This is a genomic window from Streptomyces sp. PKU-EA00015 (genome assembly GCF_013387495.1).
Classification (GTDB): Bacteria; Actinomycetota; Actinomycetes; order Streptomycetales; family Streptomycetaceae; genus Streptomyces.
The window spans coordinates 45,030-67,521 of record NZ_JABZEE010000002.1 but is presented as its reverse complement, the minus strand read 5'-3'; the positions used below and the strand labels follow the sequence as shown (position 1 = coordinate 67,521).

Below are 22,492 nucleotides of genomic sequence, written 5' to 3'. Positions count from 1 at the left end.
ACCGGGGCCGACGTACCAGTCTGCCAGGACCGGCCGTATCTCCCAAAACCGGGGTGGGGCCCGCAGTATTCCGGGCCCCTTCGGCGGGTACGGACGGCGCTTGCGGCCACATGCCGTGCCGGAGCGGCTACGGTCGGGCAGCCGTCACCCGCCGCTGACCACGCCGGCGGCCTCACCCTTGTCGCCGGCGGAGTCCTCAAGTGCGGCGGCGGGGATCGGCCTGTCCTGCTTGAGCGCCCACCACACCTGCGCGGTACCCGTCTCCACCGGGACGACGCGGTTGGGGTCGAGCGGGTCGTAGCGGACCGGCATCGTGACCATGTGGACGTCCTCGGCGCCGAGGGCGCTCAGGCCACGGGCGAAGCCGACGAGCTCGCTGACGGAGTCGAGCTCGGAGTCCGGGGTGATCGCCTTGCTGCCGGTGTCGGCGAGGTCCAGGAGCTTCTTCGGGTTGCTGAAGACGCCGACGTTCCTGACCTGGTCGATGAACGCCTTCATGAACGCCTGCTGGAGCTGGATGCGCCCGAGGTCGCTGCCGTCGCCGACGCCCTTGCGGGTGCGGACGAGGCCGAGGGCCTGCTCGCCGTCGAGCGTGTGGGTGCCGGGCGGAAGGCTGAGGTGGCTCTTGGAGTCGTCGATGGGGCGCGTCGTGGTGACCTCCACGCCGCCGAGTTCGTCGATCAGCTTCGTGAAGCCGGTGAAGTCGACCTCGATGTAGTGGTCCATGCGGATGCCGGACATGGCCTCGACGGTCTTGACGGCGCAGGCCGGGCCGCCGACCTCGTACGCCGTGTTGAACATCGCGCGGGGTGCCCCGGCGTGGACGGCGCCCTCGGTGTCGGTGCACTCGGGCCGCTCGACGAGGGTGTCGCGGGGTATGGAGACCACGCCGGCCTTCTTGTGGCCCTGATAGACGTGCACGACCATCGCGGTGTCGGAGCGGGCGGCGCCTTCGTCGGTGCCGTATGCGCCGTTCGCGCCGGCGCGGGAGTCGGAGCCCAGGACCAGGATGTCCATGGAGCCGTTGTCGATGTTCTTCGGGCGTTCGGTGCCGAGGGCCTGGTTGATGTCGACGCCCTCGAGGTTCCCGTCGACCTTGACGTACACGTACCCGAGGCCGGAGCCGCCGACGAGGACGAGGGCGGCCGCCGACCATGCCGCGGCGGTCCACACCCCCAAGCGGCGTACGCCGCTTGGGGGTCCCCCCACGCCCCCTGGGCGTAGGGGGAGTATCCGGCCGCCACCGCTGCTGTCGGTCATGGTCTCCTCGGCTCTGTCGGACCGCTGCCCTTGGGATGACAGACGGTGAAGCGCCCGAAAGGGTTGCACGGGCGTATGAGAAGTCCCTGAGAACGACGTGTGCCCACCGTGCGTCGCACGGTGGGCACAGTGGCCGACGGCGGCGCCGGGGCCCGTGACCGGGCCCCGGCTGCCGTGGCGAAGATCTCTCAGTCGTTGCCGTTGGCGATGCCGGGAGTGGTCTTCTGGATCTGGAGCAGGAACTCGCCGTTCGACTTCGTCTGCTTCATCTTGTCGAGCAGCAGCTCGATCGCCTGCTGCTGGTCCAGCGCGTGCAGCACACGGCGCAGCTTCCAGGTGATCGCGAGCTCGTCGCTGCCGAGCAGGATCTCCTCCTTGCGGGTGCCGGACGCGTCGACGTCCACCGCCGGGAAGATGCGCTTGTCGGCGAGCTTGCGGTCGAGCTTGAGCTCCGCGTTGCCCGTGCCCTTGAACTCCTCGAAGATCACCTCGTCCATGCGCGAACCCGTGTCCACCAGAGCGGTCGCGAGGATGGTCAGGGATCCGCCGTCCTCGATGTTGCGCGCGGCACCGAAGAAGCGCTTCGGCGGGTACAGCGCGGTCGAGTCGACACCACCGGACAGGATGCGCCCGGAGGCCGGGGCCGCCAGGTTGTACGCACGGCCCAGGCGGGTGATCGAGTCGAGCAGGACGACCACGTCGTGACCCAGCTCGACGAGACGCTTGGCGCGCTCGATGGCCAGCTCGGCGACGGTGGTGTGGTCCTCTGCGGGACGGTCGAAGGTCGAGGAGATGACCTCGCCCTTGACCGACCGCTGCATGTCGGTGACCTCTTCCGGACGCTCGTCGACGAGGACGACCATCAGGTGGCACTCGGGGTTGTTGTGGGTGATCGCGTTGGCGATCGCCTGCATGATCATGGTCTTGCCGGTCTTCGGCGGGGCCACGATCAGGCCGCGCTGGCCCTTGCCGATCGGCGACACGAGGTCGATGATCCGCGTGGTCAGCACACCCGGGTCGGTCTCCAGGCGGAGGCGGTCCTGCGGGTACAGCGGGGTCAGCTTGTTGAACTCGGGGCGGCCGCGGCCCGATTCGGGCGCCATGCCGTTGACCGAGTCGAGGCGGACCAGCGCGTTGAACTTCTCGCGGCGCTCGCCCTCCTTGGGCTGGCGCACGGCACCGGTGACGTGGTCGCCCTTGCGCAGGCCGTTCTTGCGGACCTGGGCGAGGGAGACGTACACGTCGTTCGGGCCGGGCAGGTAGCCGGAGGTCCGGATGAACGCATAGTTGTCGAGGATGTCCAGGATGCCCGCGACGGGGATCAGGACGTCGTCCTCGGAGACCTGCGGCTCGCCGCTCGCGAAGTCGTCACGGCCGCGACGGCCGCGACGGTCGCGGTAGCGGCCGCGGCGTCCGCGCCGGCCGCCGCCGTCCTCGTCGAAGTCGTCCTGCGGGCCGCCGCCCTGCTGGCCCTGCTGGCCGCCCTGGCGCTGCTGGCGCTGGCCGCCCTGCTGGTCGTCGCCCTTGCCGCGGCGGTCGCGCTGACGCTCACCGCGCTCACCGCGCTCACCGCGCTCACCGCGCTCACCGCGCTCACCGCGGTCGCGGCGCTCGCCGCGCTGACCGCGCTCCTGACGGTCGCGGCGGCCCTCGCCTTCCTGGGCGCCGATGGCGGTCTCGGCCTTGGCGTCGCCCTGCGGCTCGGTCCTGACGTCGGTCTTGACGTCGACGGCCGTGTCCGTGCGCGCTTCGGTACGAGTCTCGGGGCTGCCCGCCTGGGCGGTGGCACGACGACGGCGGCGCTCACCGGCCGGCTGTTCGTCGCTGGCCGGCTGTCCCGGGATCTCGATCTGCTGCTGGGCGACGGCCTTCTCGGCCTTGTCCGCCTTCTCCTCGGCCGGGGCGGCGGACTCCTCGCCCGTACGCGTCTTGGAGGTGGTGCGGCGCTTGGGCTTCGTCGGCGCCTCGCCTTCGGCCTCCGCGCTCTTCGCCGGAGAGACCCCGGTGCCGGCCTGCGCCTCCTTGATGACCTCGATCAGCTGGCTCTTGCGCATGCGCGCAGTGCCCCTGATGCCGAGGCCGGACGCGACCTGCTGCAGCTCGGCCAGGACCATGCCCTCGAGGCCGGTGCCGGAGCGGCGGCGCCGTGCGGTGGTGCCGGAGGCAGCACCTGCGGCGGGCGCGGCGGTGTCGACGTTGTTGTCGGCAGTCACGCCCATCAGATCGGTGGTGTCGCTCACGAAGGGTCCTTCCCTGGAGCGGACGTCGGCCTTCTGGCTCGGCGACCGGTTGTGCTGTCCGGCATCGGCCCGTCGCAGCGGACCGTGTCGGAGCGGTGGTCCCGCCGGTGCAAATCAACGGCGGAGAGATATACATGCATACGTGCAAGCCCGGCCCGAGGTCCCCCTGCTCGGCCCACTCCTGGGAAAAGCGAGGGGTGTCGTGCCGGTTCCGGAGCGTGCTCGAACTGCTCAGGCAGGCTGCTCAGGCAGTGTGGGAGGCTCTCGGAAGAATGGTGGTCCCGATGAGGGACACGCAGCACCGCGTCGTGATGACGACGGTTGCAGACTTGAGGTTAACACTACCGGCTCCAACAAACATTCCCCCTCTCACTCACCGGCAATCGCGTGTCACTGGGGAGCGAGCGGCAGGACGCTCGCGCCCGCGGCGTCGAAGGCGAGCCGGTTGGCCGCCCATCCCTCGCCCGCCAGTCGTGCGACCTTGTCGGCCACACCGTCCTCGGCCAGCGCGAGCACCGTGGGGCCCGCACCGGAGATGACTGCGGGGACGCCGTCGGCGCGCAGTCGGTTGACCAGCTCGATGCTCTCCGGCATGGCGGGGGCGCGGTACTCCTGGTGCAGCCGGTCCTCGGTGGCGGGCAGCAGCAGCTCCGGGCGCCTGGTCAGAGCCTCGACCAGCAGCGCCGCGCGGCCCGCGTTCGCCGCGGCGTCGACGTGCGGGACGGTGCGCGGCAGCAGTCCGCGGGCCGTCTCGGTCAGCACCGGCTTCGCGGGGACGAAAACCACCGGAACGACGGAATCGGTGGGGTCCATCCTGATCGCGCGCGCCGCTCCGGCCTCGGTCCACGCCAGGGTGAAGCCGCCGAGCAGACAGGCGGCCACGTTGTCGGGGTGCCCCTCGATCTCGGTGGCGAGCTCCAGCAGCGCCGCGTCGTCGAGCTTCGCGTCGCCGCCTATGGTCACGGCACGCGCGGCGACGATGCCGGCGCAGATGGCCGCCGAGGAGGAACCGAGGCCGCGACCGTGCGGGATGCGGTTGGCGCAGACGACCTCGAGGCCGCGCGGCTGCCCGCCGAGCAGGTCGAAGGCGGTGCGCAGGGAGCGCACGAGCAGGTGGCTTTCGTCGCGGGGCAGCGTCTCGGCGCCCTCGCCCGCGATGTCGATGTGCAGACCGGCATCCGCGACCCGGACGACGACGTCGTCGTACAGACCGAGCGACAGCCCGAGGGCGTCGAAGCCCGGACCGAGGTTGGCGCTGGTGGCGGGGACGCGCACCCGGACGGCGGCGGCACGGAACGCTGGACCGGCCATCGCTCGACGACTCTCCTTGGTTCTGAACTGTGAGATGTACGAGATTTGTTCGAGAGGACGAACACCCGATGGCCTCAATGGCAACAACACCGCGGCATATGCGGCGGGGCGGGTTCGGGTACAGCCTATCGAAGGAAGGTTCACCTGCGACATAGGGCGCACGGGAGGCGCACGATGCGTGTCGCGGGCCACCTGTGCCCCTACCTGTGCCGTTGTCCCGGTTGCCCTACTTTCCAGTAGGGCAACCGCGCGGCCGCAAGGGAGCTTTGAGCTGGACCCCGGTCTGCGGGCCCGGCCCGCGGGGCGCCTGCCCGGCCGGTCGGGCCGGGCAGGCGCCGAAGGCTCTAGGCGAGGCCGAGGCGCTCGGCCGCGGCCGCGGCGTCCACCGGGACGGTGACCGGCTGGGGTGCTCCGGCGACGGCCCAGTCGGGGTCCTTCAGGCCGTTGCCGGTGACCGTGCACACGATCTTCTGGCCCGGGTCGACCTTGCCCTGCTCCGCGGCCTTCAGCAGGCCGGCGACGGAGGCGGCCGACGCCGGCTCGACGAAGACGCCCTCCTGCGAGGCCAACAGGCGGTAGGCGCGCAGGATCTCACGGTCCGTCACCTCGTCGATGAAGCCGCCCGACTCGTCGCGCGCGGCGAGCGCCTGCTTCCAGGAAGCCGGGTTGCCGATCCGGATCGCGGTGGCGATCGTCGACGGGTCCTTGACGACCTCGCCGCGCACGATCGGCGCGGAGCCGGAGGCCTGGAAGCCCCACATGCGGGGCGTCCGGGACGCCATCTTGTCGCCGGCGTACTCGGTGTAGCCCTTCCAGTACGCCGTGATGTTGCCGGCGTTGCCCACGGGCAGCACATGGATGTCGGGGGCGTCGCCGAGCGCGTCGACGATCTCGAAGGAGGCGGTCTTCTGGCCCTCGATGCGGTAGGGGTTGACCGAATTGACCAGCGCCACCGGATAGTTCTCGGACAGGCTGCGGGCCAGGTTCAGGCAGTCGTCGAAGTTGCCGTCGACCTGGAGGATCTTCGAGCCGTAGACCAGTGCCTGGCCCATCTTGCCGAGCGCGATCTTCCCCTGCGGGACGAGCACCGCGCAGACCATGCCGGCGCGCACCGCGTAGGCGGCGGCCGACGCGGAGGTGTTGCCGGTGGAGGCGCAGATGACGGCCTGCGCGCCCTCCTCCTTGGCCCGGGTGATGGCCATCGTCATACCGCGGTCCTTGAAGGACCCGGTCGGGTTGGCGCCCTCGACCTTGAGGTGCACCTCGCAGCCCGTGCGCTCGGAGAGGACCTGCGCCGGGACGAGCGGCGTGCCACCCTCACGGAGCGTGACGACGGGCGTCGTGTCCGTGACCGGAAGGCGGTCCCGGTACTCCTCGATGATGCCGCGCCACTGGTGGGTGCCGTTGGTGGTCATGGGTCCCTTACTCCCCTTCAACACGCATGATGCTGGCGACACCGCGCACGGTGTCGAGCTTGCGCAGCGCCTCGACGGTCCCGGAAAGGGCGGCGTCGGGCGCGCGGTGGGTGACGACGACGAGCGATGCCTCGCCGTCCTTGCCCTGCTGGCGGACGGTGTCGATCGACACCCCGTGCTCGGCGAAGACCGTCGCGACCTGGGCGAGGACGCCCGGCTTGTCGGCCACGTCGAGGCTGATGTGGTACCGCGTCACCACGTCGCCCATGGGGCTCACGGGCAGCTGGGTGTACACGGATTCGCCGGGCCCCGTTGCCTCGGCGAGCTTGTTGCGGCAGACGGCGACGAGGTCGCCGAGGACCGCGGAAGCGGTCGGCGAGCCGCCGGCGCCGGGGCCGTAGAACATCAGCCGGCCGGCGGCCTCGGCCTCGACGAACACCGCGTTGTACGCCTCGCGGACCGATGCCAGCGGGTGGCTGAGCGGGATCATCGCGGGGTGCACGCGCGCGGTGACGGACTGCCCGTCGGCGGCGCGCTCGCAGATGGCGAGCAGTTTGATGGTGCAGCCCATGCGCTTGGCGGAGGCGAAGTCGGCGGCGGTGACCTCGGTCATGCCCTCGCGGTAGACGTCGTCGAGCCGTACGCGGGTGTGGAAGGCGATCCCGGCCAGGATGGCGGCCTTGGCGGCCGCGTCGAACCCTTCGACGTCGGCGGTGGGATCCGCCTCCGCGTACCCCAGGGCCGTCGCCTCGTCCAGCGCCTCGGAGTAGCCGGCCCCGGACGTGTCCATCTTGTCCAGGATGAAGTTCGTCGTGCCGTTGACGATGCCGAGGACGCGGTTGACCTTGTCGCCCGCGAGGGACTCCCGCAGCGGCCTGATCAGCGGGATCGCGCCCGCCACCGCCGCCTCGAAGTACAGGTCGCGGCCGTGCTGCTCGGCAGCGGCGTAGAGCGTCGCCCCGTCCTCGGCGAGGAGCGCCTTGTTGGCGGAGACGACGGAGGCGCCGTGCTCGAACGCCGTGGTGATGAGGGCGCGCGCCGGCTCGATGCCGCCGATGACCTCGATGACGACGTCGATGTCGCCGCGTTTGACCAGCGCGGTGGCGTCGGTGGTGACGAGCTCGTCGGGGACCCCGGCGCGCACCTTCCCGGGGCGGCGCACGGCGACCCCGGCGAGCTCCACCGGGGCGCCGATGCGCGCGGCGAGGTCGTCGGCGTGCGTCGTCATGATGCGCGCCACCTCTGAGCCGACCACACCACAGCCCAGCAGCGCCACCTTCAGCGGACGCGTACGCATCATCCGACCTCGTTTCTCTTACTTCTACGGTTGGACCAGTCTCACCCACCGGACCGGAGTTTCTATCCCTCGTCCGGCATGCGAGACATCTATCTCAATTAACCGACGTCGAGACGCAGGAGATCTTCCTCCGTCTCACGCCGGACGATCACCCGCGCCTCGCCGTCCCTGACGGCCACGACGGGCGGGCGAAGTGCGTGGTTGTAGTTGCTGGCCATGGATCGGCAGTACGCGCCGGTCGCCGGCACGGCGATCAGGTCGCCGGGCGCCAGGTCGGCCGGCAGGAACGCGTCCCTGACCACGATGTCGCCGCTCTCACAGTGCTTGCCGACGACACGGCTCAGCATCGGCGCCGCGTCCGACGTCCGCGACACGAGCGCGACGCTGTACTCGGCGTCGTACAGCGCGGTGCGGATGTTGTCCGACATGCCGCCGTCGACGCTGACGTACGTCCGCAGGCCCTCCAGCGGCTTGACCGTACCCACCTCGTACAGCGTGAAGGCCGTCGGCCCGACGATGGCGCGGCCCGGCTCGACGGAGATACGCGGGGTGCGCAGCCCGGCGGCCTCGCACTCGCGGGTGACGATCTCGCCGAGGGCCTTCGCGATCTCGTGCGGCTCGCGCGGGTCGTCCTCGGGGGTGTACGCGATGCCGAGACCGCCGCCGAGGTCGATCTCGGGCAGCTCCACGCCGTGCTCGTCCCGCACCTCGGCCAGCAGCTGCACGACGCGGCGGGCCGAGACCTCGAAGCCGGCCATGTCGAAGATCTGGGACCCGATGTGGGAGTGGATGCCGATGAGCTCGAGGCCGTCGAGCTTCAGCGCGCGGCGTACGGCCTCGGCGGCCTGCCCGCCCGCCAGCGCGATGCCGAACTTCTGGTCCTCGTGGGCCGTGGCGATGAACTCGTGCGTGTGCGCCTCGACGCCCACGGTCACCCGGATCTGGACCCGCTGCCGCTTGCCGAGGCCCTGCGCGATGTGCGCGACGCGGACGATCTCCTGGAAGGAGTCGAGCACGATGCGCCCGACGCCCGCGCGCACGGCGCGCTCGATCTCGGCCTCCGACTTGTTGTTGCCGTGGAAGGCGATGCGCTCGGCGGGCATCCCGGCGTCGAGGGCGGTCGCGAGCTCGCCGCCGGAGCACACGTCGAGATGGAGCCCTTCCTCCGTCAGCCACCGGACGACGGCGCGCGAGAGGAACGCCTTCCCCGCGTAGAACACGTCGGCGTCCTTGCCGAACGCCTCGGCCCAGGCACGGCACCGGGCGCGGAAGTCGGTCTCGTCGAGGAAGTACGCGGGCGTGCCGAAGTCCTCCGCGAGCCGGGTGACTTCGATCCCGCCGACGGTCACGACACCGTCCGTGTTCCGGGTGACGGTGGTGGACCACACCTTGCCGTCGAGGGCGTTGAGGTCGGTGGGCGGAGCGGTGTAGTGGCCCTCGGGAAGGACATCGGCGTGACGGGGCCCGGCGGGGTGGGCGGATCGGCTCATCTGTCTCTCACATCTCACAGGTATTCGGGTGCGCTGATGCCGAGCAGGGACAGGCCACCGGCGAGCACCGTCCCGGCGGCCTCGGCGAGAGCGAGCCGGGAGCGATGGGCGGCCGAGGGTTTCTCGTCCCCGACGGGCAGCACCGTGTGCTGGAAGGCGAGGAGCGCGTCGGCGGTGACGTCCAGGTGCCGCGCGAGCCGGTCGGGCGCGCGCAGCCGGGCCGCGTCGGCGACGACCGCGGGGTGGTCGGCGACGGCGGTGGTGAGGGCGGGGGCGTCGACGTACGCGTCGGGCGCGGCGCCGAAGCCGAGCGCGGCGGCGCTCCTGCTGAGGGCCCTCGCGCGGGCGTGGGCGTAGCGCACCCGGTACAGCGGACTGCGCTCGTGCTGCACGAGGAGCCCCTCGGTCCGTGGCCGGTCGTGCGCGGCGGCGGCGAGGAGCGCCCAGCGGACGGCGTCGCTGCCGAGGGACTCGGGGAGGTCGCCGTGGGGGGCGGGGACGACCGTGACGGTCTCGCCGTCGAGGGGCCGGGCCCCGAGGCGGAGCAGGGTCTCGGCCCAGACGCGGGCGCGCAGCTCGTCGGCGTGCGGGAAGGCGGCCGGGCCGGGGCCGTCGGGCAGGCCGGCGCTGTGAGGCTTGTCGGCGCTGCCGGGCATTCCGTACCGCTCGCCCTGCTCGCGCACGGTCACGAGAAGCCGCTGCTGGGCGCTGCCGGCGAGGGTGAAGTTGAGGAACCCGGGCCCCGTGATCTCGATGCGCTCGATGCCGCCGGTGCGGCCGATCCGCTCCCTGAGGAGCACGGCGACGTCACCGGCCGGCTGCCCGGCGGGTCCCGCGAGCCGGAGGGCGACGTTGGTGGCGTAGTCCCCGCGCCCGCCGGGCCGGGGCCGCTCGATCCGCACGCTCTCGGGCACGGGCGCCCGCAGCACACCGTCCTCCACCGCACGGCACACGGCGTGCAGGACGGTACGGGAGAGCTCGGCGGGAGTCACGGGACAAGCGTATGGGAGGGAGGGGGTGGCTTTGCGAACCGGTTTCGCCATGCGGTCAGCGGGGGCGTCGAGGTCCGGCCCGGGGCAGGTGATCAGCGGCAGCTGCGCCGAGCTCTGATCCGCGGTGGTGATCAGCCGCCGGGGGTCAGCCGCGGGTGCTGCCGGCCCGCCCGGCCTCATGCCTGCCGTCCACGGACGGCGGACCCTCCCGGCGCTCGCGGTACATCAGCTGCCGCACGATCCGGACGAGCTCGGCGGGTTCGAAGGGCTTGGCGAGAAAGGCGTCCACGCCCGCGGTGATCCCGGACTCGACCTCGTACTGCGTACACGCACTGATGATCGCGAGCGGCACATGCCGGATCGCGGGATCGGCCCGCAGCCGCGCGGCGGTCCGCAGGCCGTCGAGCCGGGGCATGACGACGTCGAGAGTGATCACGTCCGGCCGTACCCGGTGGACGACGTCCAGACACTCGGCACCATCGGCCGCGGTCACGACCTCGAAGCCCTCCAGCTCGAGGTTGACCCTGATCAGCTGCCGAATCACCCGGTTGTCATCGACAACGAGGACTCGACCGGACGCGCCGGACACAACTCGAGAGTAGGTGCGCGAGCACGGCCGCGTCCGGCTTTTCCCCACTTCCGCCCCGTGCGGGGGACGCGGGGTCACGAGGGGGCGCAGGGGGCGCGTATCAAGGGGGCGTCACGGGCTGGAAATACCTGTTCACAGCGACCCTTCCGGAGCTGGTAGGGTTCTACCCGTCGCCACGCAGCAGCGCGGCGCACGCCCCCGTAGCTCAGGGGATAGAGCAACGGCCTCCGGAGCCGTGTGCGCAGGTTCGAATCCTGCCGGGGGCACCCTGTATGAGGTGCCCAAAGACCCCGCCACCAGCGAGAACGCTGAGGACGGGGTCTTCTTGTATATGCAGCCGTATGCCGCTCGGAGCGGGCGTATGTCGGGGTCCGTGGACTATTCGTGGACAGGATCTTGGAGCATCGCCCCAGGTCATGCCCGGGAACGGCGAAGGCCCCCGGACAGGTCCAGGGGCCAAGGAGCGTAGCGCGAGACTGGGGATCTCACTCGTACTCGCGCAGGAGATCTTCGATACGCCGGTTCGCCACCTCCTGCCTGCCGTCGAGGCACTTGGCGTACCGGCTGAGCAGAACCTCGACACTGTTGCCGGCGCGCTCGGCCACCTCGGTGGCGTCGACTCCGGCGTTCAGCCACGTGGAGAGCGCGGAGTGCCGGAGGTCGTAAGGGCGCCGGGCGAGCGGCGAGGCGACCGCGGCCGGCGGGAGCGCCAGTGTCCGGGCTTCCTGCCAGGCACGGTAGTACGTCGAGGAGGCAACCACTCCCCCGCCCTCACTGAAGAACAGGCGGCCGTCGTCTGCAGTCCCGAAGGTGTCGATGTGCTCTCGGAAGATGGTCACGAGCTGGGGTGGAATCGGCACCCGCCGGACGTCCTCGTTCGGTCGATTCTTCAGGCCGCGGTCGTCGTGGCTCTCCCCAGAGTCGGTCCACTGTTTGCCGACGCTCGGACGCGTCCGGTGCAGAAGCGCGGACCCCCAGCCGGATGCCGGGAGCGTCAGATCCGGCTCAGCCAGGCCCACGACCTCAGCGGGACGGAAGCCACCGAAGTACATCCCGGCGAAAAGACCCACGAGCCTCCGGCCACGGGCGCGCCTGTAGCCGCCGACGTACGAAACGGCATAGAGGAGAGACCGGGCCTGCTCAGGGTTGGCTACGACCCGCGGATCCACCTCGCTCGACACCTTGGGCTTCTGCCACCGGATCGACGTGAGGGGATTTTCCGGGAACTCCCCCAGGTCCACGGCATAGTGCACGGCATTGACGAGGGTGCGACGCTTCCTCCGTACGGTCTCGGCTGCAGCAGCGGTGCCGTCCAACTTGAGCTTGAGCGAATCGAGAACGGCCCGCCCGATCACGGGGTCAGCCAGATCGGAAAGGGGCCGGGAAGCCTTGGCGACCCAGTGCAAGACATTGCCGATCTCTGTCGGCAGCTCGCGCTCGTCGGGGCCGGGGAGGACAAAGGCCCAGTTCCGCAGCGCCCTGCGCAGCAATTCACCGGACGGACGCCCAGGCCGGTCGTCAAGGAGAGCTATCGTGACGGACGTGAGGGATTCGTTGATGCCGTCGCGCGTGTTCGGTGCAGCATGCGGCCACTTCATCGCGAGGTACTTCAGCGCGAAGGCGTACCAGGTCAGAACCGATTTCTTCTCCGCCATGGAGCCTGGGAGGCCGGATTCAGTTCCGAACTCCTCGCCGTCGCGCGCTGCCCGCATCAGCTTGGAGCGGTAGTTGTCCGCAAGTCCTTTGGTCCTGAAGGACTCCGAGAAGACCCTGCCGGCCACCGACCAGCGCACGTCATATGACGGCTTCTTGGTGTTCCGCTTGCGAACACCCCAGATCTTGACGTCGAGAGAGTTCACGCGGCTGCGCCCTCCAGATTGCGGAGCCACGCGCTGAAATCACTCCGCCAGACGCGCAGTTCGCCATTCGGCAGCTTGAATGCCGCGGGCCCCTGCCCCAGCTCACGCCAGCGGTAGAAGGTCCGGCGGGAAACGCCTCCCAGCTCGTCAAGGATCTGGCGCACCGTCATCAATTCGTCGTGACGATGGTTCATGTCGGTTCTCCTTTCGCCCCGGGGGTGTTGGCGAATGAGGCGGCGAGCCATTCCTCGCCGCGGGTGAGTCCGGTTCCGGCGAAGGCCCAGTGGGCGAGGACGAGGGTGGTGTCGTCGTCGCCCTGGTCGGCCGGCACGGCAGTGTCGTCGCCGCGGGCGATGGCGGCTTGCAAGCGTCGCCATTCGGCGCGGGCGGTGCGGAGTGCGCCGAGGGTGGTGGAGTAGCGGCGGGACTTGGTGGAGAAGTGGCCGCGGAAGCCGAGCATGTGGGCCCAAGCCCGGAGCCGGAGGTCTTCCAGGTCTTTGCGGGCGCCGAGGGTCCAGGCGGTGCGGATGAGTCGGCGGGCGTGTTCGGGGATGGATTTGCGGCCGAGTTCGGCGAGGAACTTGATGGGGCGGTCGAGGGTGCCGGTCGCGGTTTCGGCGCCCTTGGTGGCGTACTTGGCGATGTAGGCGGCGACGGCGCGTTCGGTGAGCTCGGTGCCGCCGTCTAGGTCGGCGGAGCGGATCGGGCGGATGTCGAGCTGGGTGCCGAAGGCGAAGGTGTGGGCGCGTCCGTCGATGACGGGGCCGGGCACGTCGGCGGCGGTGGCGGCGGCGCGGATGGCGTCGGTGAGGAGTTCGGCGGTGGCCCAGGCCGGGGGCGGGGTGTCGCCGCCTTCGGGGCCGTCGAGGCGGATCACGGCGTGGAAGTGGATGGCGCCGCGGCGCTGGTACTCGGCGACCTTGGCGAAGGAAACCCTGGCGTGATCGCGGAACTCCCGCTGCGTGAGCCCGGCGCGCTTGGCCACTTCGCGGCGCAGATAGATGGAGAACCGGGCCCAGATCTTCGAGGCGTGCGCGTTCCAGAGCACGGCGGCTTCGTAGTCGTACGTGTCGGGGTCGAGCGGTGTGCCCAGCTCGGGTGCGTCGTCGGCGTGGGTGGTGCCGCAGCGGCAGCGGCCCTTGGCGGGGCGGTTGTGGACGGGGCCGAAGCTGGGGGCGGTGAAGGTGGCGAACACCCTGGGGTGGGTGGCCACGCGTTCGGGGGTGCCTTTGCCGCCGCGGAGGCCTGCGGTGATGAGCTGGTAGGTGTCGCGGCGGTAGGTCTCGGCGCAGGCCGGGCAGCGGGTGGTGCGGCGGTTGTTGCAGCGCACGAGGAGGTTTCCGGCGGGCAGGTCGCTTGCGGTGAGGTGGTGCAGGATCTCGCCGGTGGTGGTGTGGACGTCGGTGCGGTGGCCGTCGAGGCGGATCGGGGTGGTGCAGCCGCCGAGGCCCTTCAGCTGGCGCATGAGGCCGGGCATGGTGCCGAGGGAGGCGAGGAAGGCGAGGTCACGCACGGGCGGCGGCGTGGTCGCGGTCAAGACGGGGTCCTCCTTCCAGAGGGCGCAGAGGGGGCGGGGCACCGGCCGGCCTGGGGTGCGGTCGGTGCCCCGGCGGTTGGTCAGCGGTGGGGCAGGTGTTGCGGTGGTCGATCCACTCGGCGACCAGGTCGCGGACGTTGTCGTCACCCGTGGCCCGGTCGGAGGCACCGCAGCAGCAGGCGTAGGAGCCGGTGGCGGGGAAGTCCCGGGCGGGTTTGGCGACGTGCACGCCGGGCCGGTCGACGGTGGGCGCGAGGTCAGCCACGGCGGTCAGCGGGTGAACGCGGCGTCGGCGGCCGTGTCGAGGAGCTGGCGCAGGGGCGGGACGGTGCCGGTGCCGTGGCAGGTGCGGCAGTGGGCGGTGATGGTGCGGCGCTGGCCGTTGCGGTCGTAGCCGCCGAGGGTGATGGCGGCGGAGGCGAAGCCGTCGCAGGACGGGCAGACGCGGGCCGGGGCGTGGCGGTGCTGGGGCATGATGAAGGTCCTTCCGGTTGATGAAGTCGGGTAGGGGCTGGCCGTCCGGGCGGCGGAGACTTGGCGGTTTCAGGGCCGCCCGGAAGGCCGGTCAGCGCTGACGCTGGCCGTTGAGCAGGGAGCGCAGGACGACGGCGCAGACGGCGACCGAGGCGGCCGTGATGGCGACGGCGAGCAGCATGGAGACGAGGACCGCGCCGACGACCAGGACGACCGCGGCACCGCCGCCGACGGCAACCAGGAGGCCGGTCGGGGTCAGCCGGACCGCGGGCGCCGCAGAAGCGGCCGGAGCCGGGACGACGGCGGGAGCGGGGGCGGGGTGCTGGCAGGCACACCCGGCGGCGGGCTGGTGCTCGATGACCGGGCCCGGTGTCGGGTGGACGAGCGGGGCGACGATGCCGGTCGGGGTCGGCATGGTCGGGATGCGCGGGCGAAGCATGGTGGATCTCCCTTCTGAGATCGGGCGAGCTACTTGGTGGTGCCGTTGACGGCGTCGACTCCGGTGCGGGTGGTGGACTCGATGGCCGGGGCGAGGAAGGTGTCGGCGAGGAGGAAGCCGCCGAGGAGGAGCACGACGATGAGCCAGGTCGGCGGGCGCATGAGCTTGATGCCGAAGTAGCCGAAGATGGCGACGAGGACGATCAACGGAAGTTCGACGTTCACGGCAGGGCTCCTCAGCGGGTTAGTTGGCGCGGCAGCGGTGAGTGCGGGCGGCGAGCTGGGCGGCGGAGGCGGTGGAGTAGTCGGCGGACCAGCCGCAGTTGTCGCGGGAGCAGACGGCGGCGTGCTTGGTGCGTCCGTTGCGGTCGCGGTGGGTGCCGATCTGCACGGGGCCGATCCGCATCACGGAGTGGAAGAAGTCACGGGCGGGCATGGCGGTTAGTCCTCCGCTCGCATGCTCAGGCCGGGGAACTCGGCGAGGATGCGGGCAGCGTCGGCCGGGTCGGTGGCACGGTCCGCGGCCTCTTCGGCGAGCAGCCGGGCCAGGGTTGTGCGACCGGCGTCGGCCATTACGCGTGCTGCTGACAGGTATTCGTCTCGTGTCGGTTCGTGTCCGGGCATGAGCGGGTGTCCTTTCAGGCGAGGTGGGCGGCGAGCTGGTCGGCCATCGGGCCGGGCAGGCCGAGGCGGTCGCGCAGGGTTGCGGCGTCGATCGGGCTGCCGGTCGAGGCGCGGTGGGCGTCGGCGAACTTGCGGGCGTGGTCGACGAGGGCGGGCGGCACATCAGCCGGGGGCGGTGCGGCGGGCAGGGCCAGGACGGGTTCGGCAGGCTCGACCGCATCCGGCTCGGGGGTGGGCTCCGGTTCGGGGGTGGGCTCCGGTTCGGCCGGCACGGTCACCGGCTCGACCACGGGCAGCGGCTCGACCGGCGCATCGTCGGTAGCGGTCGGGGTGGTGGGTGAGTGGACGAGGAGGGTGCCGCCGAGGAAGGCCAGGGCGGGCCATCCGGCCACGAGGATGCGCAGCCAGTCGGGAACGTCGTTCAGGTCGAGCAGGCCCGCGGTGGCGACGTTGGCACCGAGCGAGGCCGCGAGGGCGACGGCGAACCAGGTCCAAGCGGCCCGGGCGGGTTCGCCCTGGGTGCGCAGGGTGCGCAGGCGTCGCCAGGCTGCGACGAGCAGCAGGTCTACGGAGACGGGGTAGGCCCAGGCCTTCCAGCCGTCCTGTCCGGCAGCCGCGGCGAGGTCGTGCAGGTGGGCGAAGGACAGGGCACCGGCGATCACGGCTTGCACGAGTACGGCGTCCAGGCGGATCGAGCGGAACATCGGTCTTCGCCTCCTTGAAGTTGGGGGCCGGGGCCGGGCGAGGCGTGATGGGCCGGTCGCCGGGCCCCGGGAGCCGTTTCGGGCATGGCGGGGGTAGGGACATGGCGCGAAGCGGTCGCGCCGACCGAGGAAAGAGAGCCGTCAGGCGGTGACTGGCTTGGTGGCCGGGGCTGCCGGGATCTCGACCGGGGCCAGGTCTGGCAGGACCGGGCGGAAGGACTCCAGACCGGCCAGCACGGGGGTGCGGTGGGCGTGCGCGGTGCAGGCGTTCACGGCCTGGCGCAGCGTCGTGAACGGAGTGCGGATGCGGACCCAGCCGCCCGTAGAGTCACCGGCAACCGCCAGTCCGGGCCGCTCAACCGGGATCTGCGTGGTTGCGAGGACCGCGTCAGGGGAGATGTCGCCGAACGCCATCTTGGCCGAGGCTTCATCGTTGACCCGGTGCGAGACCCGGCCGGTGAGCTGGGCACGGAGCATGGTGATCCCGTCGCCGAGTTCCGATCCGAAGCGCTGCCCGCAGATCTCGACGTAGATGCCGGCCGCGCGGCCGAGTTGCACGAGGCGCACGAGGGCGGTGATGATCCGCTCGCGGCGCTTCTTCTCCGCCGTGTTGGAGAACAGCGCCAGCTCTGCCACCTCGTCCACGAAGAGGACGACCGGCACTGGCCGCAGATCCTCGGGCAGGCCCCAGATGTCGGCCGTGATCTCCGCGTCGGGTGTGTCCGAGCTGATGCGTTGCTCGCGCCGGATCACCTGGTAGGTGTCGGCCATCCGCTGCACGAGCGCTTCCAGCAGATCGGCCGCGTCGTCTGGGTTGTCGGCGAGCGCGGAGAACCGGCGTGCCAGCGGAGCGAGTTCCACACCCTGCTTGCAGTCGATGCCCACCAGCGCGACATGGCGCGACGCGAGTTCCTTGACCAGGTTCCGCTGATACACCGACTTCCCCGACAGCGTCGCACCCAGGTTCAGCGAGTGCGGCACCTCCCGGTAGTCGCGGTAGTGAACCTCTCCGTCCTCCCGCAACGCGACCGGGACACGCAGCCCCTCCCGCTCGACCTTCACGGGCATCTGCACGCGCTGGAGCACGTCGTAGCCAGTCATGCGCAGCTCGACCACGCCCGACTTGATCTCACGCGAGGTGATGCCGTGCATGGAGAACGAGTGCCGCAGCCGGTCCGTAGAGGCCGCGAAGTCGAAGGCGTCCTGACCGGGCCGCAGCTTCACCCGCAGCACCAGCCCGGTACGGGTCGGCCGAATCCGCAGGATCCGCGGCGGCCGGGACTCGGGTGCCGGCCGATTCGTCAACCGGGCGAGGGTAAGCCGCAGCCGGGACGGCGGAACGGTCAGCCCACACGCATCCATCACCGACGCGTACCGCACGACCACCCGGACCATAGCGAGGGTTACGCCGATGCCCAGCCAGTACCAGGCCGGGCGCAGCCGCCGCAGCACCAGAGCCGCGACGACCGCCACCAGAGCTAAGACAAGGAGCGTGTTCGTCGACATACCGCTCAGCCCTTCGCGGACGGGGCGACCAGCGCGACCGCACGGAAGGCGATGCCGAACCGCTTCTCACCGTTGAAGGTGTTCTCCCAGTCCCGCGCCTTCAGTCCGATGACCTTGACCGGCATGCCCAGCGTGATCCCCTCCGGGACACCGGTCTCCGGGATCGAAACGGTGTAGAGGTTCGCCTCACCCTCGTCCGCGATGGTCAGACCGACCGTCATCATCTTCGCGCCCGTCTCACGGTCCACGGCGACCTCGTTGGTCTGCTTATTGATGACCTTCGCCTTCGGCTCGACGGCGACGAACACGACAGCGGTCGAGGTGTCGATCTTGAAGGACGACATTGCCACTCCTTGAGTCAGAGAAGGCGCACGACGGCGTTCGCCATCTTCGCTGTCCTAGGACTGCGAGCGCGTGACTCAAGAATGGGGCGCAGTCCCAGGACTGTCAATGTCCTAGGACTGTGCTTGACTGGCGGTGTAGGCGAAGGAGGCCCCGTGACACCGAAGTGGCGAGAACTGGCGGACCGGCTGGCGGCGCAGATCAGGAGCGGCGAACTCAGCCCTGGCCAGCAGCTTCCGCACATCCGCGACTTGGTGGACGCTGGCGAAGGCTCGAAGTCCACGGTGCATGCCGCTTACAAAGCGCTGGAGGCTGAGGGTCTCGTCACGTCTTCCCGAGGGCACGGCACGGTGGTGCGCGAGCAGACCCCATTGAAGCGACTCGGCATCGCTCGCTATGACAAGGCCAAGTGGCGCGACAGCGACGAAGTCGCGTTCATCGCGGACCGCGTGGCGTCCGGTCGTGCGTACCGTCGCAACGAGCAGACCCAGACGGTCAGTCGGGTCACGGCGTCGCCCCTGGTCGCTGAGAAACTGGGGGTGGAGCCAAACTCCGAGGTCTACGCCCGCGCCCGCCTGGTGAAGGAAGGCGAGCAGCCCACTCACACCCTGACCAGCTACTACCGCCCGGAGCATGTGGAAGGGACGCGGCTCGTTGACCCGACTCCCGGACCGGCTGGCAAGGGCGGGGGGTACAAGGTGCTATACGACGCGGGATACGAGATCGACCACATGAAGGAGTCCTTGTTCGCACGCGTTCCGACCGCTGAGGAAGCCAAGCTCCTCCAGCTGCCGGCAGGCGAACCCGTGATGGAACTCCACCGGACCACGTACACGGCGGACGGGACCGTGGTTGAGTTCGCCGTTGGCGTCCACGCAGCCTCGCGGTTCGCGTGGGAGTACGACTTCAAGGTCCCGGACTCGGCACAGTCGAAGGACGGCGCATGACTCTGTCAGACGCGGTGATGAAGGATGCCCAACTCCTTTGGGACTACCAGCTCATGGGGCACAGTCCCCGGCCGTGCTCCGTCGCCATCGGATTGGGCAGTCACGACCTGGGCGTGGCGGACGTGACCGCTGGGCTGTACCGGCAAGGGATGGCGCCCCTGGTCGTCTTCACTGGAGCCACGAGCCGGACGACCGCCGAGCGGATGCCCCGCGGGGAGGCCGAGCACTACCGTGAGCGTGCCATCGAGCTGGGTGTTCCCAGCGATGCCATCCTCGTGGAGCCGCAGGCGCGGAACACAGGGGAGAACATCCGCTTCTCACGCGCGCTGCTGGAGGAGCAAGGCGTCCAGGTGTCCTCCGTACTGCTGGTGAGTAAGCCGTACGAGGAGCGTCGGGCCTACGCCACTGCGCGCAAATTGTGGCCGGACGTCGAGTTCGTCAGCGCATCGGCGCCCATGACGCTGGCCGATTACGTCGACTCCATCGACGATGCCCGCCTAGTCGTTGACATGCTCGTCGGAGCGCTTCAGCGCCTACTGATCTACCCCGCTCAGGGCTTCATGATCAGCCAAGAAGTCCCCCAGGACGTACGGGAGGCCTACGAGCGCTTGCGAGCCCAGGGGTTCACGAGTCGGCTCGTCCCTGATGCCCCTCAGGCGGAGTGAGTAGAAACCTTCTCTACGGGTTCAAGGCGGCTCGCTCCGCTCGCCGCGCGCGGCCCCGGCTCCAGCGCCGGGCCCCGACGCTCCTGTCTCCGCCCCGCTCCGGGCCCCGGCTCCGCCGGCCGCGCGGCTAGAGCGAGCACACCTGATGCGGTGGACGGTAGCCCGCTGTGGCTGGGGCGGTCGGCTCCACGGCTTTAGGCAGCCACCATGGGGCGAGCCTCGAAGATCGGGGCCCACATCGGGCTTGAGCGGGCAGGTCCACAGACTGCCCGATTCGCGGCCAGCGTACGGGCCCCGATCTCTCGCCCCATGGCAGCTCCCGCCCAAAGCCGTTCCGCCAACCTCCGTTGATTGGCAACGGAAGGTGGGGCTAGTGGACACTCCTGAGTCGTTGGTGCCTGCCGGCGCGGCTGACGCAGTTCCTGCCCTAGCCGATCCTACGTGGCTCTCTATTGCACTCCATCATGATGCAAATACTGCATGGCGAAGGCTATCTCTTCGGGGTGGCTTCGTAATCGGGCGAGTGTCCATGCCGTGCGCGCATCCATCCCTGGCCCGAAGCCAGCCGCTAGTCTTCGAGCGTGCCAAGTAGTAATGGGCGCAAGTAGCCAGCGACTGACGGGGAACCTAGGGCGCGACCGGCGAAGAGTTGACCTACGGCTCAGGGTCACTGGCGTTCGCCGCTATGCCGCCATTAGCTGTGGCGCCCTGCGATTTCACAAGAGGGCAGTCAGGCTTAGAGCATCCGGTGTGACCGCAAACTCGCAGGTTGGCCAGAGCAAAGCGGGCGTTGATGAGAGCGGGATCTTCCTGATCTGGACTCCCGTAGAGGAATCGCGACAATGCGTCCACCGGTGTGTGGGCATTGCGCACGTCGGTAAGAATTCCGAATGCGAAGACTTGGTCCAAGTTCTTCTCGTGGATAGCTTGAGCCCAGGCCAGAAGGACTTGATAGGCGCGGTCGCGCACTTCTGGTCGTTCCAGAGTCCTTTGCCATCCAGTGATGAGGAAGTCGCGGATTTTCGGCGATGTCTGCGCCAGGTTGATCAGCCTGGCGAGAATGTTGGTTGGATGTGTTGGGTCAGTAAGGGTGAGGAAGGCTCGAGGGCCAGCGGGGTGAGTCGGGTAGTCTTCCAGCCACGTATCGAGCGTGTCGATGACGCGGTTGAAGCCGACTTCACTGCCTACGGCATGTTCCACCAGCGCGTTCTCTGCGATCTGCGTGGCGCCATCGTCGTAGTTCAGGACGTGTCGCAGCCGGACGAGGGCCCTATGCGGCCATCGATGGCCGTAGACTCCGCTACACACTCGGGCGACAACCTCGCGGTGAGGTGCACTCTTGTTGGACGACCAGTCCAACAGTTTTTTGTGAGCTTCCCGGGCGAGCTCGTCTCTTTGCGTAGCCTCGGAAAGTAGCTGCGCAATGATTTGGATCCGTTGCGCACCCGCAGTCGTCGTGGTGACCCAGCTGTCGAGAATTGGGAAAAAGGGTCCTTCAACAGCCGTGAGAGACAGTTCAAGAAGGCGCTGACCAACCTGGCTAGTCCAGGCTTCAGCGACCTGGCCGGGCGCAGTAATGCGCTTGACCCACTCCTTGGTCTCCTCTCTTTCGGTGGTCCAGTGGTGCCAGTCCATACGGATGGCGGCTGGGGCGAGGCCTGGCCGACTGCTGAAAGCCGCTGTGTCCTCTGGAGTAATGTCTACGCCGACGTCTAGCATGCGGCGTCGAGGGCTGCGCCCTTCGCGATAACGGCGCGCAGTCGAGTCCTCGCGAAGGCCGAATTCAGTTGCGGCCTTAATGCATAGCTCTAGCGGCGCACCTTCGAGGTATGCGGCGGCAAGAAGCATAAGACGATCAGGGCCGCGGGTCCCTATCTCGACAAGCTTGTCTTCCAGGAAGTCGTTCCACAGAAGGACCTCTTCCTGAATAGCCTTGAGCTCATTCAGGCCCTGTTGCTGCGTCTCAGCGGAGTTTTTATCCTGCGACCGTTCGACTGCGGTGGCGAGACGCTGTGGCGCGACTCTGTGCAGGCGTTCAGCGATTGCGACAGCGTTGGCGGGACTAACACCCCGGGTAATGAGCCCAGAGAAGACGCCGTTCGTTGCGTCGTGAGTACCGGGGGCACGAAGGAAGCCCCGGGATGAGGCCTGGGCTGGATCCGGCCGCAGCCACTGGGCGTGTACAGGGCTGGACAGGCGCTCAGCGAGGTGATTACGTGCGACTTGGACGGCGTCCGGGCGAACGGCGGAGACTTCGAATCGATTGTCGCCCAACCAGTCCCGCTGGTTCGCTGTGATCACTAAGCACGAACCCGCCTCAAAAAGGGATTCGGCCCAGGCCGTGAGCTTGTGAGCGTGTGCGGCGGAAAGTGGTCGGGACGTCGCATCGAGCAGAAAGCCACATCCGGCCCTGAAAACCGGTAGGACCTCGGCTTCCAAAGACTCGCCGTCATCCCAGTCCGCAGCGATGTCGAGCAACTGCGGGGAATCAAACCGTGTCGACAGGTGGGTCTGAGCGGCGCGGACAGCAGAAATGCGCCGTCCAGTGCCCTGATCGCCAACGATGACAGCAAGGCCGCTGCCGGCCAAGAGGTCGGCGGCTCGCTGAGGCGTGGGGGTATGGGCCCATAGTGGTTCCATAGCCGCCGCCCGGTCCACGTTCGACACTCGGAAGGTTGGCAGCTTGGGGCGCCGTACGACAGTGATGGGCGCGCTGTTATTTCCCCCAACCTGGACGACGGCACCGCTGTTGTTGGGCGCCGATTGTCTCGGCAGAGAGGCGCCAGTCAGTTCCTGCGACAC

General features: G+C 69.5%; 23 protein-coding genes and 1 tRNA gene. 3 read left to right on the top strand and 21 right to left on the bottom strand.

Translation table 11 applies throughout. The features are described 5' to 3' along the window. Positions 1-144: 144 nt before the first annotated feature. The 8 genes from HW130_RS01970 to HW130_RS01935 all read right to left on the bottom strand — a co-directional run bounded on the left by HW130_RS01970 (position 145) and on the right by HW130_RS01935 (position 10,642). Positions 145-1,260 carry an LCP family protein gene (locus HW130_RS01970; protein WP_177147588.1) on the bottom strand — a complete coding sequence of 372 codons (1,116 nt, stop codon included), beginning with the start codon at positions 1,258-1,260 and terminating at the stop codon, positions 145-147. Between the two features lie 188 nt (positions 1,261-1,448). Then, the gene (rho, locus tag HW130_RS01965; RefSeq protein WP_177147587.1) at positions 1,449-3,500 is read right to left on the bottom strand and encodes a transcription termination factor Rho; all 2,052 of its coding nucleotides are present in this window, start codon (positions 3,498-3,500) and stop codon (positions 1,449-1,451) included. A gap of 390 nt (positions 3,501-3,890) precedes the next feature. Further along, positions 3,891-4,811, bottom strand: a complete 921-nt coding sequence (thrB, locus tag HW130_RS01960; RefSeq protein ID WP_177147586.1) for a homoserine kinase — start codon at positions 4,809-4,811, stop codon at positions 3,891-3,893. 344 nt (positions 4,812-5,155) lie between these two features. Then, entirely contained in the window at positions 5,156-6,226 is a 1,071-nt protein-coding gene (gene thrC, locus HW130_RS01955; protein ID WP_177147585.1) for a threonine synthase, read from the bottom strand. A gap of 7 nt (positions 6,227-6,233) precedes the next feature. Further along, on the bottom strand, positions 6,234-7,526 hold the full coding sequence (locus HW130_RS01950) for a homoserine dehydrogenase (protein ID WP_177147584.1): 1,293 nt from the start codon (positions 7,524-7,526) through the stop codon (positions 6,234-6,236). Positions 7,527-7,621: 95 nt separating this feature from the next. After that, on the bottom strand, positions 7,622-9,013 hold the full coding sequence (gene lysA / locus HW130_RS01945) for a diaminopimelate decarboxylase (protein WP_177147583.1): 1,392 nt from the start codon (positions 9,011-9,013) through the stop codon (positions 7,622-7,624). A 14-nt stretch (positions 9,014-9,027) separates the two neighbouring features. Next, a complete protein-coding gene (gene nrtL, locus HW130_RS01940) occupies positions 9,028-10,005 on the bottom strand; it encodes an ArgS-related anticodon-binding protein NrtL (RefSeq protein WP_177147582.1) in 978 nt (325 codons plus the stop codon). A 145-nt stretch (positions 10,006-10,150) separates the two neighbouring features. Further along, the gene (locus tag HW130_RS01935) at positions 10,151-10,642 is read right to left on the bottom strand and encodes a response regulator (protein WP_177147581.1); all 492 of its coding nucleotides are present in this window, start codon (positions 10,640-10,642) and stop codon (positions 10,151-10,153) included. A gap of 146 nt (positions 10,643-10,788) precedes the next feature. Here HW130_RS01935 and HW130_RS01930 point away from each other — a divergent pair. Further along, a tRNA-Arg gene (locus tag HW130_RS01930) sits at positions 10,789-10,860 on the top strand. Positions 10,861-11,079: 219 nt separating this feature from the next. Here HW130_RS01930 and HW130_RS01925 read toward each other — a convergent pair. From HW130_RS01925 to HW130_RS01870, 12 genes are all read right to left on the bottom strand, one after another. Then, a complete protein-coding gene (locus tag HW130_RS01925) occupies positions 11,080-12,453 on the bottom strand; it encodes a site-specific integrase (protein WP_177147580.1) in 1,374 nt (457 codons plus the stop codon). After that, complete coding sequence (locus HW130_RS01920; protein ID WP_177147579.1) at positions 12,450-12,647, bottom strand: AlpA family transcriptional regulator; 198 nt, start codon at positions 12,645-12,647, stop codon at positions 12,450-12,452. Before HW130_RS01920 ends, HW130_RS01925 begins: the two co-directional genes overlap by 4 nt. After that, a complete protein-coding gene (locus tag HW130_RS01915; protein WP_177147843.1) occupies positions 12,644-13,930 on the bottom strand; it encodes a replication initiator in 1,287 nt (428 codons plus the stop codon). The genes HW130_RS01920 and HW130_RS01915 overlap by 4 nt, the downstream gene beginning before the upstream one ends. Positions 13,931-13,958: 28 nt before the next feature. After that, complete coding sequence (locus HW130_RS01910; RefSeq protein ID WP_177147530.1) at positions 13,959-14,255, bottom strand: hypothetical protein; 297 nt, start codon at positions 14,253-14,255, stop codon at positions 13,959-13,961. A gap of 5 nt (positions 14,256-14,260) precedes the next feature. Continuing rightward, the gene (locus HW130_RS01905) at positions 14,261-14,464 is read right to left on the bottom strand and encodes a hypothetical protein (protein ID WP_177147578.1); all 204 of its coding nucleotides are present in this window, start codon (positions 14,462-14,464) and stop codon (positions 14,261-14,263) included. Between the two features lie 91 nt (positions 14,465-14,555). Beyond that, entirely contained in the window at positions 14,556-14,903 is a 348-nt protein-coding gene (locus HW130_RS01900) for a SpdD-like protein (protein ID WP_177147577.1), read from the bottom strand. Positions 14,904-14,932: 29 nt separating this feature from the next. Then, complete coding sequence (locus HW130_RS01895) at positions 14,933-15,127, bottom strand: hypothetical protein (RefSeq protein WP_177147576.1); 195 nt, start codon at positions 15,125-15,127, stop codon at positions 14,933-14,935. Between the two features lie 19 nt (positions 15,128-15,146). After that, on the bottom strand, positions 15,147-15,338 hold the full coding sequence (locus HW130_RS01890; protein WP_177147575.1) for a mobile element transfer protein: 192 nt from the start codon (positions 15,336-15,338) through the stop codon (positions 15,147-15,149). Between the two features lie 5 nt (positions 15,339-15,343). Next, entirely contained in the window at positions 15,344-15,475 is a 132-nt protein-coding gene (locus HW130_RS01885) for a hypothetical protein (RefSeq protein ID WP_375256500.1), read from the bottom strand. A 65-nt stretch (positions 15,476-15,540) separates the two neighbouring features. Then, positions 15,541-16,230, bottom strand: a complete 690-nt coding sequence (locus HW130_RS01880) for a DUF2637 domain-containing protein (protein ID WP_177147573.1) — start codon at positions 16,228-16,230, stop codon at positions 15,541-15,543. A gap of 141 nt (positions 16,231-16,371) precedes the next feature. Then, positions 16,372-17,736, bottom strand: coding sequence for an FtsK/SpoIIIE domain-containing protein (locus tag HW130_RS01875; protein WP_177147572.1), 1,365 nt, complete (start codon positions 17,734-17,736; stop codon positions 16,372-16,374). 5 nt (positions 17,737-17,741) lie between these two features. Next, positions 17,742-18,080, bottom strand: coding sequence for a hypothetical protein (locus HW130_RS01870; RefSeq protein ID WP_177147571.1), 339 nt, complete (start codon positions 18,078-18,080; stop codon positions 17,742-17,744). 153 nt (positions 18,081-18,233) lie between these two features. Here HW130_RS01870 and HW130_RS01865 point away from each other — a divergent pair, with 153 nt between their 5' ends. Beyond that, positions 18,234-19,025 carry a GntR family transcriptional regulator gene (locus HW130_RS01865; RefSeq protein WP_177147570.1) on the top strand — a complete coding sequence of 264 codons (792 nt, stop codon included), beginning with the start codon at positions 18,234-18,236 and terminating at the stop codon, positions 19,023-19,025. Next, complete coding sequence (locus HW130_RS01860; RefSeq protein ID WP_256355780.1) at positions 19,022-19,690, top strand: YdcF family protein; 669 nt, start codon at positions 19,022-19,024, stop codon at positions 19,688-19,690. The genes HW130_RS01865 and HW130_RS01860 overlap by 4 nt, the downstream gene beginning before the upstream one ends. Positions 19,691-20,344: 654 nt before the next feature. Here the strand turns inward: HW130_RS01860 and HW130_RS01855 are convergent. Continuing rightward, complete coding sequence (locus HW130_RS01855) at positions 20,345-22,492, bottom strand: hypothetical protein (RefSeq protein ID WP_177147569.1); 2,148 nt, start codon at positions 22,490-22,492, stop codon at positions 20,345-20,347.

What these genes read in the sequence shown, in the direction of transcription:
- HW130_RS01970 (WP_177147588.1), bottom strand. Translation starts at nt 1,260, where the DNA reads ATGACCGACAGCAGCGGTGGCGGCCGGATACTCCCCCTACGCCCAGGG.
- thrB (WP_177147586.1), bottom strand. Translation starts at nt 4,811, where the DNA reads ATGGCCGGTCCAGCGTTCCGTGCCGCCGCCGTCCGGGTGCGCGTCCCC.
- thrC (WP_177147585.1), bottom strand. Translation starts at nt 6,226, where the DNA reads ATGACCACCAACGGCACCCACCAGTGGCGCGGCATCATCGAGGAGTAC.
- HW130_RS01950 (WP_177147584.1), bottom strand. Translation starts at nt 7,526, where the DNA reads ATGATGCGTACGCGTCCGCTGAAGGTGGCGCTGCTGGGCTGTGGTGTG.
- lysA (WP_177147583.1), bottom strand. Translation starts at nt 9,013, where the DNA reads ATGAGCCGATCCGCCCACCCCGCCGGGCCCCGTCACGCCGATGTCCTT.
- HW130_RS01920 (WP_177147579.1), bottom strand. Translation starts at nt 12,647, where the DNA reads ATGAACCATCGTCACGACGAATTGATGACGGTGCGCCAGATCCTTGAC.
- HW130_RS01915 (WP_177147843.1), bottom strand. Translation starts at nt 13,930, where the DNA reads ATGCCCGGCCTCATGCGCCAGCTGAAGGGCCTCGGCGGCTGCACCACC.
- HW130_RS01905 (WP_177147578.1), bottom strand. Translation starts at nt 14,464, where the DNA reads ATGCCCCAGCACCGCCACGCCCCGGCCCGCGTCTGCCCGTCCTGCGAC.
- HW130_RS01900 (WP_177147577.1), bottom strand. Translation starts at nt 14,903, where the DNA reads ATGCTTCGCCCGCGCATCCCGACCATGCCGACCCCGACCGGCATCGTC.
- HW130_RS01890 (WP_177147575.1), bottom strand. Translation starts at nt 15,338, where the DNA reads ATGCCCGCCCGTGACTTCTTCCACTCCGTGATGCGGATCGGCCCCGTG.
- HW130_RS01885 (WP_375256500.1), bottom strand. Translation starts at nt 15,475, where the DNA reads ATGGCCGACGCCGGTCGCACAACCCTGGCCCGGCTGCTCGCCGAAGAG.
- HW130_RS01880 (WP_177147573.1), bottom strand. Translation starts at nt 16,230, where the DNA reads ATGTTCCGCTCGATCCGCCTGGACGCCGTACTCGTGCAAGCCGTGATC.
- HW130_RS01875 (WP_177147572.1), bottom strand. Translation starts at nt 17,736, where the DNA reads ATGTCGACGAACACGCTCCTTGTCTTAGCTCTGGTGGCGGTCGTCGCG.
- HW130_RS01870 (WP_177147571.1), bottom strand. Translation starts at nt 18,080, where the DNA reads ATGTCGTCCTTCAAGATCGACACCTCGACCGCTGTCGTGTTCGTCGCC.
- HW130_RS01860 (WP_256355780.1), top strand. Translation starts at nt 19,022, where the DNA reads ATGACTCTGTCAGACGCGGTGATGAAGGATGCCCAACTCCTTTGGGAC.